Here is a 14,587-nt window from a genome sequence, read left to right as displayed (position 1 = left end):
CGGTGAGGAACGCTCGTCGAGAGGTCACGGTTGGGTTCTTACGCCCGCTTCGCGTGGCCGGGTACCGCCTACTTGGTGAGCCGCTTGCCGTCGGCGTCGTAAGCGATCAGGGGCGTCAGGACGGCGGAGTTGGGCACGTCGCCGGCGTCGAACCAGAAGATGACCACGCTCGGGTCCGCGGTCCACCTGGCCAGGCGCGCCTCGACGGTCCGGCCGTGCACCGTGGTCGTGATCTTCGCCGCCGGGCCGGCGAAGTAGCCGAAGACCGGGATGACCTGCCTGTCCAGGGTCTCCCCGCCGTCGGTCGCGTGGAAGCCGAACGAGCGGTCGGAGCCGCGGAACTCGTTCGCCACCAGCAGCGGCTGCAGCGAGGTGCCGGACCGGAGGCCGGCCACCAGGCCGAAGTGCACGCCCGGCAGCTCCGGCAGGTCGACGGCCCGCGCGTAGAAGACGAGCTCCCCGGCCGGCGTCCGGATCCCGGTGCCGACGACGTCCCCGATCGGCTGCTCGGCGGCCGGCACGCGGGACGTCGTGGACACGGCGGGCGGCGGCGACGGCGGCTGCGCGACCGGCGCGGGCGCGGGCTGCCGCAGCTGGATGGCGAACACCACGACGAGCACGACGGCGGCCGCGGCGGCGACCCCGGCGGTGCCGGTCAGCAGGCGGCGGCGACGCCGGAGGCGCGTCCCGTCCGCCATGATCCGGGCCAGGTCGGGTTCGGCGAAGGGCTCTTCGGGCGGCTGCCGGAGAGCGGCGCGGAAGTCGTCGAGCTCGTTCACCGCCCGCTCCCTCCGATCAGCGTGTCCTCCGGGTCCGCCTCGACCCGCAGCTTGGCCAGCGCCCGTGAGTTCGTGCTCTTCACGGTACCCACGGAAACGCCGAGCTCCTGGGCCACCTCGGCTTCCGGCAGGTCGAAGAAGTGACGCAGCACGACGACGGCGCGTTCGCGGTCGGTGAGCGTCTTGAGGACCGCGGTGAGCCACGCGCGCTGGGTGACGGCCTTGCCGACGTCGAGGCGGTCCTGCTGTTCGGGCAGGGCTTCGGCGGCGTACTCCCGGATCGGCCGCCGCCAGCCGTCGATGACGTGGTTGACCAGGACGGTCCGGGCGTAGCCGTAGGCGTCCTTGTGCCGCACCCGCGACCACGCGGCGTAGGTTCGCGTGAAGGCGGTCTGGGCGGCGTCCTCCGCCTGGTGGCGGTCCCCGGTGAGCAGGAAGGCGGCGTGGGTGAGCCGGGCCGACGACGCACGGACGAACTCCGCGAACTCCTCGTCGCCACGCGCCATGCGTCACCTCACTTCGTCCTCACCCAGCGACGGCCGGGGAGCCGGAAGGTTGCTTCGCGGCTCTTCCGCCGGGGCGCGGTGAAACGTTGCGTAACCGATACCTCGCACTGGGTCACTGAGGACTAGATTGTGCAGCGGGCGGGCCGTGCGGGTCCGTGCGGAGGACTTCACCGCCGGGAGGATCGGGCGGTTTCACGACGGCGGCGCCGGCGTACGGCGCCGGTGCCGCCGTCATCCAAAGTCCGCCGGCCGCGCTAGACCTCGTCAGCGTGCGGGGTGAGAGCGTTCAGGTCGAACTCGAGCGATTTACCCGCGAACTCGGCCTCCACGCGGCCGGACTGCTCGCCGAAGTCTTCGTAATCATCCTCGCTCAGGCGGTAGCGAACCATGCTCACCGGCGGAGCAAGATCGACAATCCAATAGTGCTCGATGCCCGCCTCGGCGTACTCGGAGAACTTCGTGACCCGGTCGGTGCGCCTGCTGCCCTCGGAGATCACTTCGACCGCCAGCCGGACGTCCGCGGCGTGGCAGCGTGCGGTATGTGCCTGTACTACAGCGTTTTCCACCACGATCACGTCAGGCACCCGAACGGTGAGCGGTACGTCGGCAACGACCATCTCCGCCTCGTTCAAGGCGCTGTAGCCGGCCGGCAACTTTTCGTCCAGCCAATAGGTCAATCGGTTCACGGCACGCTGGTGGACGAACAACGGACGCGGCGACACGACGAGAACCCCTTCGACCACTTCGACATGGAACTCCGGCGTCTCCGGGAGTTCCGCCCAGTCGTCGAGGGTCAGAAAGCGATGCGGCCAGTCCACGACACTCAACCGCCTTCTCCTCACCGTCAGTTACTGGACGTCATCTTCGCACGTCAGTCTGACCGGTCGCTACTGCTCTGAGTAGTCGCCCGATGGGGCGCCCCAGCCCGAAGTGTCCTGCCCGTGTGACTCCGCGATCTCCCGCCGCCGGGCGTTCTCCGCGCGTACTCGCTCCGCTTCGGCCTGGATGTACTCCTCGTCGTACCGCTGGAACACCCGGGCCGGATTCCCCGCGACCAGCGTTCGCGGGGGGACGTCCTTCGCCACCACCGAGTTCGGCTGGACCGTGGCGAAGTCGCCGATCGTCACGCCCGCCATGATCACCACCAGGCCGCCGATGAAGCAGCCCTTGCCGATCTTCACCGGCTTGCGCTCGATCAGGTCGCTGCCCGAATGGTTCTGCAGCGTCATGTTCGCCAGCCAGCTCGAGTGCGTGAAGATCAGCGTGTTGAGGCCGATGCTGGTGTGCTCGCCGATCTCCAGGCCGCCGCTCGCGTCCAGCGCGGCTCCTTCGCCCACCCAGCAGTGGTCGCCCATCTTCAGGTTCTCGGGACTGATGATCTTCACGCGCTCGCGCACGCGGCACGTCGAGGGCAGGCCGTAAAAAGCGGCTCGCTCGGCGTCGTTCATGTACTGCGAGACGAGCTCGGTCAGGATCTGCGGGCGCAGCCGGTGGCTGCGCTCGTCATCGAAGAACATCGGCTTCCGACACCAGCTTCTCGAACGTCCTCAAGTGCTCTTCCGCCACGACGTCGAGCCCGAAGTTCGAGCGCACCAGCTCGCTCTCGCGCTGGGCGATCAACGCCCGCCGCTCCGGGTCGTCGAGGAGCTCGATCACCGTGCGGGCCACGGCTTCCGCGTCGTCGGGGCGCACCAGCAGCACGTTCTCGCCGTTGCGCAGCTCGATGCCCGGGTAGTTGTCCTCGGTGACCGACGCGATCGTCGCCGTGCCGGACAGCATCGCCTCCAGGGACGCTGTGCCGCAGCCGCCGTTGAGGTCGTGCGTGACGATGTCCGCCGCCGCGAAGTACGCCGGGACGTCCTCCTTCGGGACCGCGCCCGTGACGACCAGCGCGTCCGAAACCCCCAGCTCGGCGGCCCGCTTCAGGAACGCGTCGTGGTACACGCGACCGACGACGACCACCCGGGTCGCCGGGTGCTTGTCCAAAATGGACGGCAGGGCCTCGATCAGCGGCAGCCGGTTGCGCAGCGGGATGACGTGCCCCAGCGACACGATCAGCGGCGCGTCGCCGATCTCGTGCTCCGCCCGGACGTCCTTCGTCACCGGCTTCGCGAAGTGCCCGGTGTCGACGGCGATCGGGAAGTACTCCGAGTTCGCGTCGCTGGTGCCGTAGCGGTCGACGCAGTAGTCGACACCCAGCTTGTCGAGGATCACGTACCGCGGCTTCATATACGCGAGGATCGGCCGCACGAGCACCGCGTCGAGCAGCCGGAACACGCTGCCGTACAGCTTGTTGTCGCTGATCAGCAGGGTGTGGATGGTCAGCAGTGTCGGCACGCCGTGGCGCCGCGCCCAGATGCCGGCCAGCCACGACAGGTCGAAGAACTGGCCGTGCAGGTGGATCGCGTCCGGCTTGAACTCGTCCAGCAGCTTCCACAGCCGCCGCCAGTTGCCCGGCCGCAGCGACGCGAAGCTCATGTCGAAGTCGATCGACAGGCCGATCTGCGGCATCTTCACCGCCGGGAGCCGCACGACGCGGTAGCCGTCGCGCTCCTCCTCGGCCGGGGCGTCGGCGTACGCCGCCGTGATCGCGAGAACCTCGTGACCGGCCGAGGCGAACTGCGCAGCCAGCGACGCCGCCATGTGCGCGCTGCCGCCCACCCGCGGCGGGAAGAAGTTGTTCACCACCGCGATGCGCATCGCACGTCCTTGGGCGGGCCCGGCGGTGGTGTTCACTCGGTTTCCTTGACCAGATCCCGCATGCCGTCCTCGACGGTGATCCGCGGCTCCCAGCCCAGCACGTCACGGGCCCGGCTGATGTCGGCCGCGCGCCGCGAGACCAGGACGTCACGCTCGTTGAACAGCGGCTCGACGTCGACGCCGACGGCTTCGATGAGGATCTTGGCCAGTGCCGCAATCGACGTGTCGATGCCCGTGCCGATGTTGATCGGCACGTTCGCCTTCTCCGACTCCAGCGCCGCGACGACGGCGTGCGCGAGGTCGGTGACGTGCACGAAGTCCATCGACTGGTCGCCGCGGCCGTCGATGATCGGCGGCTGGCCGTTGCGCAGGCGCTGGATGAAGTGGTTGATGACCGACGTGTAGTACGCCTCGATCTTCTGGCCGGGGCCGTACACGTTGAAGAACCGCAGCGCGTTCCAGGACAGGCCCTTCTGCCGCTCGTAGAAGCCGAGCAGGTCCTCGCCGGCGCGCTTCGAGATGCAGTACGGCGTCAGCGGGCGCAGCTCGTCGTCCTCGTGCATCGGCAGCCGCTTCGGGTCGCCGTAGACCGACGCCGTCGAGGCGAACACCAGCCGCTCGACGCCCTCGTCGGCGGCCGCGGCGAAGACGTTGTGGTTGCCGATCATGTTGATGTCGATCGACTCGTGGGGGTCGGCGATCGACTTGTTGATCGACACCGTCGCGAAGTGGATGACGTGCGTGCAGCCGCGCATCGCCTCGCGCACCGCGCCGCCGTAGCGGACGTCCTTCTCGACCAGCTCGACCTTGCCGGTGGCGACGAACTCGTTGACGCGCGTGCGGTCGCCGCGGGTCATGTTGTCGAAGATCCGGACCGTGTAGCCGCCCTCGAGCAGCAGCGGGATCACGTGCGCGGCGATGAAGCCACCGCCCCCGGTGAAGAGCACCTTCTTGTCGGACACCAATTTCTCCTCGGTCGGCGGCTTCAGGACAGGGACTGCACGGCTTCGCGCACGACCTCGGCGACGCGGGTGACTTCCGCGTCGGTGAGGTTGGCGTGCATCGGGATGGCGAGCTGACGCGCGAACGCGTCGGCGGAGACGGGCAGCGGGGCCTGAGGCCCGTAGATCGGCTGCAGGTGCGAGGCGTAGGTGCCGAAGTTGCACTGGACGCCCTGTTCGCGGATGCGCAGGGCGAGCGTGTCGCGGCTGACCTCGGGCGCCACCGTGAGCAGGTACGCCTGCCACGGGTGCTCGCGGTCGGGCAGCTCCACCGGCACGGTCAGCGCCTCGACGTCGGCGAACGCCTCGTGGTAGCGCTTCGCGACCGAGCGGCGGGCGGCGAGGAGGTCCGGGAGGCGGTCGAGCTGGACGTTCATGATCGCGGCCTGGACGTCCGACAGCCGGAAGTTGTAGCCGAGCTCGTGGAACTCCGGGATCGGCAGGGCGTTCGAGCCTTCGCGGCTGATCGCCGGCTCGATGCCGTAGGTGTGCAGCTTGCGGGCGTGCGCGATGAGGTCCTCGCGGTCGGAGACCAGCGCGCCGCCTTCGCCCGCGGTGATGCCCTTGCGGCCGTGGAAGGAGAACGCGGCGAGGTCGGCGAGGCTGCCGGCCGGGCGCGTCTTGTAGGTCGCGCCCGCGGCGCAGGCGGCGTCCTCGAAGAGCCAGAGGCCGTGCTTGTCGGCGATCGCGCGGTATTCGTCGAAGTCACCGGGCTGGCCGGCGACGTCGACGGCGAGGATGCCGACCGTCTTCGGCGTCACCAGGGCTTCCACGTGCGCCGGGTCGGCGCTGAAGACGTCCGGGCGGATGTCGGCGAACACCGGTTTCGCGCCGGCCTGCACGACGGCGTGGCCGGTGGCGGGGAAGGTGTAGTCGCCGACGATCACCTCGTCGCCCGGCTGCACGCCGAGGACCTTGAGCCCGAGGAAGAGCGCCGAGCCGCAGTTCGCCGTCGTCAGCGCGTGCGCTGTCCCGGTGACCTGGGCGAACCGTTCTTCGAAGCGCCGGCACGCCGGGCCGGCACCGGCGAGCCAGCCGGACCGGAAGACTTCGGCGACGGCGGCGAGCTCCTCTTCACCGACGGTCGGCTGACCGAGGGCGATGCTGTCTGACGACATACCTCTCCCATTGCGTGGGGACCCGGCGAAGTGTATAGACGCACGCTCAGGTGATTCACAGGCCCACGCCGAACTCCCGTTTGGAGGGACGCTTCCCCCAGGTCGGGGACGTCCTAGGCTGGTGTCCATGCGATTCGGGGTGCTGGGGGCCGTCGCCGCGTGGCGCCCGGACGGCACGCAGGTGGCGGTGGGCGGCCCGCGGTCGCGGACGCTGCTGGCGCTGCTCGCGCTGGAGGCCGGGCGGTTCGTCCCCGCCGAGCGGCTGATCGACGGGATGTACGGCGAACACCCGCCGGAAGGCGCGGCGAACGCCCTGCAGTCGCAGGTGTCACGGCTGCGGACGGCGCTGAAGGAGCTCGCGCCGGTCGAGTTCACCGCGGCCGGGTACCGGCTGGCCGTCGCTCCGGACGAAGTGGACGTTCACTGCTTCGAACGTCTCGCGCGCGAAGGCCGCACGCTTCTGAAGAACGGCGAGCACGCGCGAGCCGCGGCGGTGCTGGGCGAAGCGCTGCAGCTGTGGCGCGGGCCCGCGTTCAGCGACCTGGCGGACGCGCCGTTCGCCGCCGCGCAGGCGGCCCGGCTCGAGGAGCTGCGGGCCGACGCGGTGGACGACCACGTCGAGGCCCGGCTGCCGCTGGGCCACGCCGAAGACGTCCTCGCCGGCCTCCGGGAGACCGTCGCCGCGCACCCGTTGCGGGAACGGCCCCGGGCGCAGCTCGTGCGTGCGCTGGCCGCCGCGGGACGGCCCGCCGACGCGCTCGCCGCGTTCGAGGACGCCCGCCGCACGCTGGCCGACGAGCTGGGCGCCGACCCCGGCCCGGAACTCGCCGAAGCCCACCTCGCCGTGCTTCGCGGCGAGAGCGAGAAGCCGGTGCTGCCGGCGTTGCCCGCGCAGCTGACCAGCTTCGTCGGCCGCGGCGACGAACTGCGGCAGGTCGCCGGGCTGCTGGACCGCAGCCGGCTCGTCACGCTGACCGGGCCGGGCGGCACCGGCAAGACCCGGCTGGCCGTCGAAGTGGCCGCGGCCCAGGCCGGCCCGGTGGCGTTCGTCGAGCTCGCCCCGCACGACGGCGCCGGCGTCGCCCAGGCGGTGCTGAGCGCGCTCGGGCTGCGCGAGAGCTCGCGCGGTGGCCCGCAGGACCCGGCCGAACGGCTGATCGCGGCGCTGCGCGAACGTTCGGCCCTCCTGGTGCTCGACAACTGCGAGCACGTCGTCGACGTGGCCGCCCGGCTGGTCGCGCGGCTGCTCGCCGCCTGCCCGGGACTGCGGGTGCTGGCCACCAGCCGGGAGCCGCTCGGGATCACCGGCGAGCAGCTCGCGCCGGTGCCGCGGCTGGCCGTCCCGCCGCCGGGGACGCCGGCCGCGCAGGCCCGTGAGTTCGCGGCCGTCCGGCTGTTCGCCGACCGCGCGGCCGCGAGCGATCCGGCGTTCGCGGTCGACGACACCACGATCGGCGACGTCCAGCACATCTGCGCCGCCCTCGACGGCCTGCCGCTGGCCCTGGAGCTGGCCGCGGCCCGCGTCCGGACCCTGGACCTCGGCGAGATCGCCGCGCGGCTCGACGACCGGTTCCGGCTCCTGGCCCGCGGCAGCCGGACGGCCGAGGCACGGCACCGCTCGCTGCGCGGCGTCGTCGAGTGGAGCTGGGACCTGCTGAGCGACGAGGAACGCGAACTCGCCCGCCGGCTGACCGTGTTCGCGGGTGGCGCGACCGCCGCGGCCGCCGCCGAGGTGTGCGGCGCGGACGTCGACCTGCTGCCGGAGCTGGCCGACAAGTCCCTGGCCGAGGCCGCCGGCGCGCGGTTCCGGATGCTGGAGACGATCCGGGCGTTCGGCGCCGAGAAGCTCGCCGAAGCGGGCGAGACCGAGGCGTTCCACCGCGCGCACGCCGAGTACTTCCTGCGGTTCGCCGAAGAGGCGGACCCGATGCTGCGGACCGCGGAGCAGCTGACTTGGCTGGCGCGGATCGACGCCGACTACGACAACATCCTGGCCGCGCTGCGCTGGTCGACCGAGCACGACGTCGTGCTGGCGCTGCGGCTGGTGCCGCTGCTGGCGATGTACTGGTGGATGCGCGGGCGGCGGTTCGAGGCCGCCGGGCTGTCGCGGGCCGTGGTCTCGCGGTGCCCGCCGGAGCTGCGCGAGGAGTACGTCGAAGAGTTCCTGGTGTGCGTGCTCGGCGCGCTGGCGGGGCCGCCGCACGAGTCGCTGGAGCAGTACCTGCCGCTGGTCCGGCGGTACGCGACGGACGGTTCGTGGGCACCGCGGAGCCCGATGCTGGTGATGCTGCTGGGTGTCGTGACGGGCCCGCCGGGCGACGACGACGAGCTGCTCGGCCGCGGCGAAGGCCTGCTCGCCACCGGCGACGCCTGGAGCTGGGCGCTGCTGCCGATGGGGATGGGCCTGCGCTCGATGATGTCGGGCGACCTGGCCGGGGCCGAGGAGGGGCTGCGCGAGGGCGCGGCGCAGTTCCGGGCCCTGGGCGAGCGCTGGGGCCTGTCGATGGCCCTGGACCACCTGTCGCAGCTGCTGACGTGGCGCGGTGAGCACGAGGCCGCGCTGCCGATGATGGACGAGGCCCTCGCCCTGATGCACGAGATCGGCGCGACGGACGACGCCGCGGACCTGATCTGCCGCCGGGCCTGGGCGCGGCTGCTCTCGGGCGACCTGGCCGGCGCCCGCACGGACTACGAGCTGGCGGCGGCGACGGCCGGCCGCTCGGGCATGCCGGAGTCCCGCGCCGCGGCGTACCTCGGGCTGGCGAACCTGTCGCGGTTCTCCGGCGACCTGGCGGCGGCCCGGGAACTCTGCGAGCGCGCGCTGGCGGAGTGCTCGGGCGGCTCCTTCGCGGCCGAGACGGCCCGCGCCGCGGCCATGATCTCGCTGGGCCGGCTGGAACTGGCGGAAGGCCGTCCGGCGGCGGCCGCCGCGTTGCACCGCGAGGCGTTGCGGGTGGGACGGCAGTGGAACGCGGGTGACGTGGTGGCGTTCGCGCTGGAGGGCCTGGCGGACGTGGCCGGCCCGGAGCAGGCGGCGGTGCTGCTGGGCGCGGCGGCCGCGGTCCGGGGCACGGCGATCAGCGGCGACCCGGATGTGACGGCGGTCCGGGGACGGCTGGTGGAATCACTCGGCGTCGACGGGTTCGAGCGGGCCTACCGGACGGGCTCGGAGATGAGCGCGCAGAAGGCACTGGAGCACTCGATCGAGGGAATCGAGGGAGAGGTGTCCACAACTTCGGACACGTAGGCTCGGACCACGCGCCCGGCTGACCGCCGCGGCCGAGCTCAGGGGCCTGATCGCACCGGTTCCCGCAGTTCAGCCCCCGCGCCGCCCGCTGCCGCATTCGCGTAGCCTGATCGACCGTGCGTAACGTGGTAGTCGTCGGGGGCGGGATCGTCGGTCTGGCCGTGGCCTGGGAGCTGACCAGGCGCGGGCTGGACGTCACCGTCCTGGAAAAGGAATCCCGCTGGGCGGCCCACCAGACCGGGCACAACTCGAACGTCGTGCACGCCGGGCTCTACTACAAGCCCGGCTCCTTCAAGGCCCGGATGTCCGTGGCCGGGAACCGGTCCATCGTGGACTTCGCGCGCCAATACGGCGTGCCCGTCGAGGTGTGCGGGAAGCTCGTCGTCGCGACCCACGAGCGGGAGATCCCCGCCCTCACCACCCTCGCCGAACGCGCCGAGGCCAACGGCGTCCCGGCCAAGCAGATCTCGCCCGCCGAGGCCCGCGAGTACGAGCCCGAGGTCGCCTGCGTCGCCGCCTTGCGCGTCGAATCCACCGGGATCATCGACTTCCCGGCCGTCTGCCACACGCTCGTCCGGCTGCTCGACGAGACCGGCGTCGACCTCCGGCTGAACTCGCCGGCGGTGGCCATCCGGCCCGGACGCAACGGCGGGGTCGAGGTCGCCACCGGCGACGACGTCGTCCAGGCCGACGCGCTGGTCAACTGCGCCGGCCTGCACTCCGACCGCGTCGCGCGGCTGGCCGGGCTGACGCCGTCGGCGAAGATCGTGCCGTTCCGCGGCGAGTACTACGAGCTCAAGCCCGACCGGCGGCACCTGGTCAAGGGCCTGATCTACCCCGTCCCGGACCCGACGCTGCCGTTCCTCGGCGTGCACCTCACGCGGATGCTCGACGGCAGCGTGCACGCGGGCCCCAACGCCGTGCTCGCGTTGCGCCGCGAGGGCTACCGCTGGCGCGACTTTTCCGCGAAGGACGTCGCCGAGGTCGCGGCCTTCCCCGGGATTTGGCGGCTCGCGCGCAAGTACGCACTCCCGACCGGGCTCGACGAGGTCCGCCGCTCGTTCTCGAAGAAGCGGTTCGCCGCGAGCCTCGCGCGGCTCGTCCCGGCCGTCACCGCCGACGACATCGTCCGCCACGGCTCCGGCGTGCGCGCCCAGGCGATGCGCCGCGACGGCTCGCTCGTCGACGACTTCCTGATCGAGACCGCGCGCGACCAGGTGCACGTCCTGAACGCGCCGTCGCCGGCCGCGACGAGCGCGCTCGAGATCGCGCGCCACATCGCGGACCAGGTGTCGGCGGAGAGCTAGCCCGGCAGGTTCGCGGTCACCAGCGGCAGGCCCTGCTTCACGACGTCGCAGGTCTTCGTGTCGTCGCCGATGAACCCGCTGACCACCTGCACCGACGACGTGTCCGTGATGGCCAGGGTCGCGCCGCAGGTGACCCGCAGGCCGCCCATGTTCGGGAAGATGCCCCACTTCTTGCCGCCGACGTCGACGGTTTCGGTCGGGTTGACGCCCTTCGCCCCCGGCCACTCCCCGACCGGCGTGCTCGGGCCGAACCAGACCTCGAACGCCTTCTGGCCGCCGTCGCCGTCGGTGTCGTCCCAGAGGCAGTACGACGCGTTCGGCACCACGGACGAGGTGTCCTTTTCGCCGTTCGGCGAGATGTCCTTGAGCAGGGCCACCTGCTCCGGCTTCAGCATCGCGCACGGGTCCGCCGACAGCAGCGGGCCGCCCGGCTCCGGCTTGGCCGAGGTCGTCGGCGTCACCGGCGGGGCGTCCTGCCCGCCCGGCAGGTGCGCCGCGACCTGCGGGATGGCCAGCTTCGCCTGCTCGCACGACTTGTCGAGCTTGCTCGTCGAGACGCTGACGTAGGCGAACGACTTGGCGCCGAGCAGGGTGTAGAACACGCAGTCGTCGGGCAGGATCGAGGCGTACTGCGTCCAGGTCAGGCCGCCGATCTCCTGCGGCTCGGACTTCTTGAGGGCACCGGAGATGTACTCGTTGAAGTCCATGCCGGAGGCGACCCCGACGTTGAGGACGGCCGACGGCTCGACGTCCTCCTTCGAGTTCCAGAGGCACATCGGCGGCTGGAGCCGCTCCTTGTTCTCCGGCACCGAACGGCCCTGCGGCTGATAGGCGAGCGCGTCGACCTGGGCCGGGTCGAGGAGCGTGCAGGCGTCGACGGCCTTGGCGATCGGGCCCTGGCCGGGCACCGGCGACGCCGAACCGCCGACGGTCACCGTGCAGCCGGTCACCACGGTCGCGGCCGCCAGTGCCGCCGCGACCTGCCACTTGATCCGCATGGGGTCCTCCCGTTCGGCCCGGACACTACTGGGACGAACGGAGCAGCACCGCGGATCCACCCGATTCAGCGGGGCGTGAGGACTTCCTTGCCGCCGACGAACGGGCGGAGCGCCTCCGGCACGCGGACCGAGCCGTCCTCCTGCTGGTGGTTCTCGACGATCGCGACGATCCAGCGGGTGGTGGCCAGGGTGCCGTTGAGCGTCGCGGCGATCTGCGGCTTGCCGTTCTCGTCGCGGTAGCGGACGGAGAGCCGGCGGGCCTGGAACGTCGTGCAGTTGGACGTCGAGGTCAGCTCGCGGTAGGTCTCCTGGGTGGGGATCCACGCCTCGCAGTCGAACTTGCGGTGCGCGGACGTGCCGAGGTCGCCGGTCGCGGTGTCGATGACCCGGTAGGGCACCTCGATCTTGGCGAGCATCTGCTCTTCCCAGCCCAGCAGCCGCTCGTGCTCCGCCTCGGCGTCGGCCGGCTTGGCGTAGACGAACATCTCGACCTTGTCGAACTGGTGGACGCGGATGATGCCGCGGGTGTCCTTGCCGTACGAGCCGGCCTCACGCCGGTAGCAGGACGACCAGCCCGCGTAGCGGTTCGGGCCGTCGTTCAGGTCGAGGATCTCGTCGGCGTGGAAGCCGGCGAGCGGCACCTCCGACGTGCCGACGAGGTACAGGTCGTCGTCCTCGAGGTGGTAGATCTCGCTCGAGTGCTGGCCGAGGAAGCCGGTGCCGGCCATGATCTCCGGGCGCACCAGCGACGGCGTGATCATCGGCGTGAAGCCGTTCTCGAGCGCCTGCGCGATGGCCATGTTGAGCAGGCCGAGCTGCAGCTGCGCGCCGACGCCGGTGAGGAAGTAGAACCGCGAGCCCGAGACCTTCGCGCCGCGTTCCATGTCGACGCCGCCGAGGGCTTCGAGCAGCTCGAGGTGGTCCTTCGGGGCGAAGTCGAACTTCGTCGGCTCGCCGACGTGCTTGACTACGGCGAAGTCGTCCTCGCCGCCGATGGGCGCGTCCGGGTGGACCAGGTTCGGCACGGTGCGGAACAGCTGGTCGAACTCCTCCGACGCGGTGTTCTGCTCCACTTCGGCCGCCTTGACCTGCGCGGCGAGCTCCTTGGCGGTGGCCAGCAGCTGCTGCTTCTCCTCCGGCGGCGCCTTCGGGATCTGCTTGCCCAGGAGCTTCTGCTCGTTGCGCAGCTTGTCCGCGGCCGCGATCGAAGAGCGGCGCCGGGTGTCGAGGGAGAGCAGCTTGTCGACCACTCCCTCGTCCTCGCCACGGGCGCGCTGCGACGCGCGCACGGCTTCCGGGTCATCGCGCAGAGTCCTGGGGTCAATCACGGGTCAGAGGGTAGTCCGTACAGACTGTGCGGCCCTACTGGGTTATCCCGACAGTCTGATCGTTGAAGCGCTGTTCACGGCGTCCTCATACTCCAGGGAACCACGGAGGAGGCGCCCCGATGACCGATGAGCTGCTCGCCCGGCACCGCGCTGTCATGCCGTCCTGGATGTCCCTGCTCTACGAAGAGCCGATCGAGATCGTGCACGCGCACGACCGCCGGATGACCGATGCCCAGGGCCGCACCTACCTGGACTTCTTCGCGGGGGTGCTGACCAACTCGATGGGCTACGACGTCGCCGAGATCGGCGACGCGGTCCGCAAGCAGCTCGACACGGGCATCCTGCACACCTCGACGCTCTATTTGATCCGCTCCCAGATCGAGCTGGCCGAGCGGATCGCTGCGTTGTCCGGAATTCCGGACGCCAAGGTGTTCTTCACGAACTCGGGCAGCGAGGCCAACGACACGGCGTTGATGCTGGCAACGCAGTACCGCCGCAGCAACCAGGTGCTGGCGATGCGGAACTCCTACCACGGCCGGTCGTTCGCAACGGTCGCGATCACGGGCAACCGCGGCTGGTCGGCCTCGGCCCTGAGCCCGGTGAAGGTCAACTACGTCCACGGCGGTTACCGGTACCGAAGCCCGTTCCGCGACCTGTCGGACGCGGCGTACATCGACGCGTGCGTGGCGGACCTGGTGGACGTCCTGGACACGGCAACGGCGGGCGACGTGGCGTGCCTGATAGCCGAGCCGATCCAGGGGGTGGGCGGCTTCAGCCTCCCCCCGGACGGCCTGTTCCGGGCTATGAAGGAGGTCCTGGACGCGTACGGAGTCCTGTTCATCTCGGACGAGGTCCAGACGGGCTGGGGCCGAACGGGCGAGCACTTCTGGGGCATCGAGGCACACGGCGTGACACCGGACATGATGACGTTCGCGAAGGGCCTCGGGAACGGCCTCGCGGTCGGCGGCGTGGTCGCACGCGGAGACGTCCTGGACTGCTTCCAGGCCCAGTCGTTCTCGACGTTCGGCGGAAACCCGGTCTCGATGGCGGGCGCAACGGCGGTCCTGGACTACATCAAGGACCACGACCTCCAGGCCAACTGCGCGGCCCGCGGAGCCCAGCTGCTGTCGGGCCTCCGAGCAGCCGAGTCCCCGTTGGTGGCGGAGGTACGCGGCAAGGGCCTGATGATCGGAGTGGAGCTGATCAAGCCGGGCACGACCGAGCCGTTCGTCGCCGCGGCGGCCCGCATGCTGGAGGAGACGAAGAAGCGAGGATTGCTGATCGGCAAGGGCGGCCTCCACGGCAACGTCCTGCGCCTGGGCCCCCCAATGACGTTGACGGCGGACGAAGCCCAGGAGGGCCTGCAAATCCTGGTGGACGCACTGGCAGCAACGCACGAGGCCCTGACCTGACCCGAACCAAGGAGCGGGGTGGTCATCCCGTCGCCTGAGGCCGTCAAATCACTTTGAGCCGGGCCCGCAACACACAGCGCAACGCGAGAGAGCAGCGCAAGATTGCGGGCCCGGCTCAAAGTGATAGGCCTCAATCAGGCGACGGGATGACCACCCAGCGGCCCACCTCCCAAACGAGAGATGACAGCGGC

General features: G+C 70.9%; 12 protein-coding genes. 3 read left to right on the top strand and 9 right to left on the bottom strand.

Annotated features, from left to right (window positions below):
* Window positions 1-68: 68 nt before the first annotated feature.
* The 7 genes from AB0M93_RS29540 to AB0M93_RS29510 form a co-directional block, all read right to left on the bottom strand.
* Window positions 69-779, bottom strand: coding sequence for a hypothetical protein (locus AB0M93_RS29540; protein WP_364278941.1), 711 nt, complete (start codon window positions 777-779; stop codon window positions 69-71).
* Window positions 776-1,285: a SigE family RNA polymerase sigma factor gene (locus tag AB0M93_RS29535; RefSeq protein ID WP_364278938.1), complete on the bottom strand. Its 510-nt coding sequence runs from the start codon at window positions 1,283-1,285 to the stop codon at window positions 776-778. Before AB0M93_RS29535 ends, AB0M93_RS29540 begins: the two co-directional genes overlap by 4 nt.
* Before the next feature lie 254 nt (window positions 1,286-1,539).
* Window positions 1,540-2,103 carry a Uma2 family endonuclease gene (locus AB0M93_RS29530; protein ID WP_364279538.1) on the bottom strand — a complete coding sequence of 188 codons (564 nt, stop codon included), beginning with the start codon at window positions 2,101-2,103 and terminating at the stop codon, window positions 1,540-1,542.
* A gap of 69 nt (window positions 2,104-2,172) precedes the next feature.
* Window positions 2,173-2,802 carry an acyltransferase gene (locus AB0M93_RS29525; RefSeq protein ID WP_364278935.1) on the bottom strand — a complete coding sequence of 210 codons (630 nt, stop codon included), beginning with the start codon at window positions 2,800-2,802 and terminating at the stop codon, window positions 2,173-2,175.
* The gene (locus AB0M93_RS29520) at window positions 2,789-3,985 is read right to left on the bottom strand and encodes a glycosyltransferase family 4 protein (RefSeq protein WP_364278933.1); all 1,197 of its coding nucleotides are present in this window, start codon (window positions 3,983-3,985) and stop codon (window positions 2,789-2,791) included. The genes AB0M93_RS29525 and AB0M93_RS29520 overlap by 14 nt, the downstream gene beginning before the upstream one ends.
* A gap of 32 nt (window positions 3,986-4,017) precedes the next feature.
* Window positions 4,018-4,947: an NAD-dependent epimerase/dehydratase family protein gene (locus AB0M93_RS29515; RefSeq protein ID WP_364278930.1), complete on the bottom strand. Its 930-nt coding sequence runs from the start codon at window positions 4,945-4,947 to the stop codon at window positions 4,018-4,020.
* A gap of 23 nt (window positions 4,948-4,970) precedes the next feature.
* Window positions 4,971-6,104, bottom strand: coding sequence for a DegT/DnrJ/EryC1/StrS family aminotransferase (locus AB0M93_RS29510; protein ID WP_364278927.1), 1,134 nt, complete (start codon window positions 6,102-6,104; stop codon window positions 4,971-4,973).
* A 127-nt stretch (window positions 6,105-6,231) separates the two neighbouring features.
* Between AB0M93_RS29510 and AB0M93_RS29505 the strand changes: the two genes are divergently transcribed.
* Both AB0M93_RS29505 and lhgO read left to right on the top strand, forming a co-directional pair.
* Window positions 6,232-9,351 carry a BTAD domain-containing putative transcriptional regulator gene (locus tag AB0M93_RS29505; protein WP_364278924.1) on the top strand — a complete coding sequence of 1,040 codons (3,120 nt, stop codon included), beginning with the start codon at window positions 6,232-6,234 and terminating at the stop codon, window positions 9,349-9,351.
* Window positions 9,352-9,467: 116 nt separating this feature from the next.
* Window positions 9,468-10,658: an L-2-hydroxyglutarate oxidase gene (lhgO, locus tag AB0M93_RS29500; protein WP_364278921.1), complete on the top strand. Its 1,191-nt coding sequence runs from the start codon at window positions 9,468-9,470 to the stop codon at window positions 10,656-10,658.
* Here the strand turns inward: lhgO and AB0M93_RS29495 are convergent.
* Window positions 10,655-11,656, bottom strand: coding sequence for a DUF3558 family protein (locus AB0M93_RS29495; RefSeq protein WP_364278919.1), 1,002 nt, complete (start codon window positions 11,654-11,656; stop codon window positions 10,655-10,657). The genes lhgO and AB0M93_RS29495 overlap by 4 nt on opposite strands.
* Before the next feature lie 65 nt (window positions 11,657-11,721).
* Complete coding sequence (serS, locus tag AB0M93_RS29490; protein ID WP_364278916.1) at window positions 11,722-12,984, bottom strand: serine--tRNA ligase; 1,263 nt, start codon at window positions 12,982-12,984, stop codon at window positions 11,722-11,724.
* 119 nt (window positions 12,985-13,103) lie between these two features.
* Between serS and AB0M93_RS29485 the strand changes: the two genes are divergently transcribed.
* A complete protein-coding gene (locus tag AB0M93_RS29485) occupies window positions 13,104-14,396 on the top strand; it encodes an aspartate aminotransferase family protein (protein ID WP_364278913.1) in 1,293 nt (430 codons plus the stop codon).
* Window positions 14,397-14,587 lie beyond the last annotated feature (191 nt).

This window comes from Amycolatopsis sp. NPDC051102 (assembly GCF_040682815.1).
Classification (GTDB): Bacteria; Actinomycetota; Actinomycetes; order Mycobacteriales; family Pseudonocardiaceae; genus Amycolatopsis.
Note: the sequence above shows the minus strand (reverse complement) of the source record. Positions and strands in the feature narration are given on the sequence as shown.

What these genes read in the sequence shown, in the direction of transcription:
- AB0M93_RS29535 (WP_364278938.1), bottom strand. Translation starts at nt 1,285, where the DNA reads ATGGCGCGTGGCGACGAGGAGTTCGCGGAGTTCGTCCGTGCGTCGTCG.
- AB0M93_RS29525 (WP_364278935.1), bottom strand. Translation starts at nt 2,802, where the DNA reads ATGTTCTTCGATGACGAGCGCAGCCACCGGCTGCGCCCGCAGATCCTG.
- AB0M93_RS29520 (WP_364278933.1), bottom strand. Translation starts at nt 3,985, where the DNA reads ATGCGCATCGCGGTGGTGAACAACTTCTTCCCGCCGCGGGTGGGCGGC.
- AB0M93_RS29510 (WP_364278927.1), bottom strand. Translation starts at nt 6,104, where the DNA reads ATGTCGTCAGACAGCATCGCCCTCGGTCAGCCGACCGTCGGTGAAGAG.
- AB0M93_RS29505 (WP_364278924.1), top strand. Translation starts at nt 6,232, where the DNA reads ATGCGATTCGGGGTGCTGGGGGCCGTCGCCGCGTGGCGCCCGGACGGC.
- AB0M93_RS29495 (WP_364278919.1), bottom strand. Translation starts at nt 11,656, where the DNA reads ATGCGGATCAAGTGGCAGGTCGCGGCGGCACTGGCGGCCGCGACCGTG.
- AB0M93_RS29485 (WP_364278913.1), top strand. Translation starts at nt 13,104, where the DNA reads ATGACCGATGAGCTGCTCGCCCGGCACCGCGCTGTCATGCCGTCCTGG.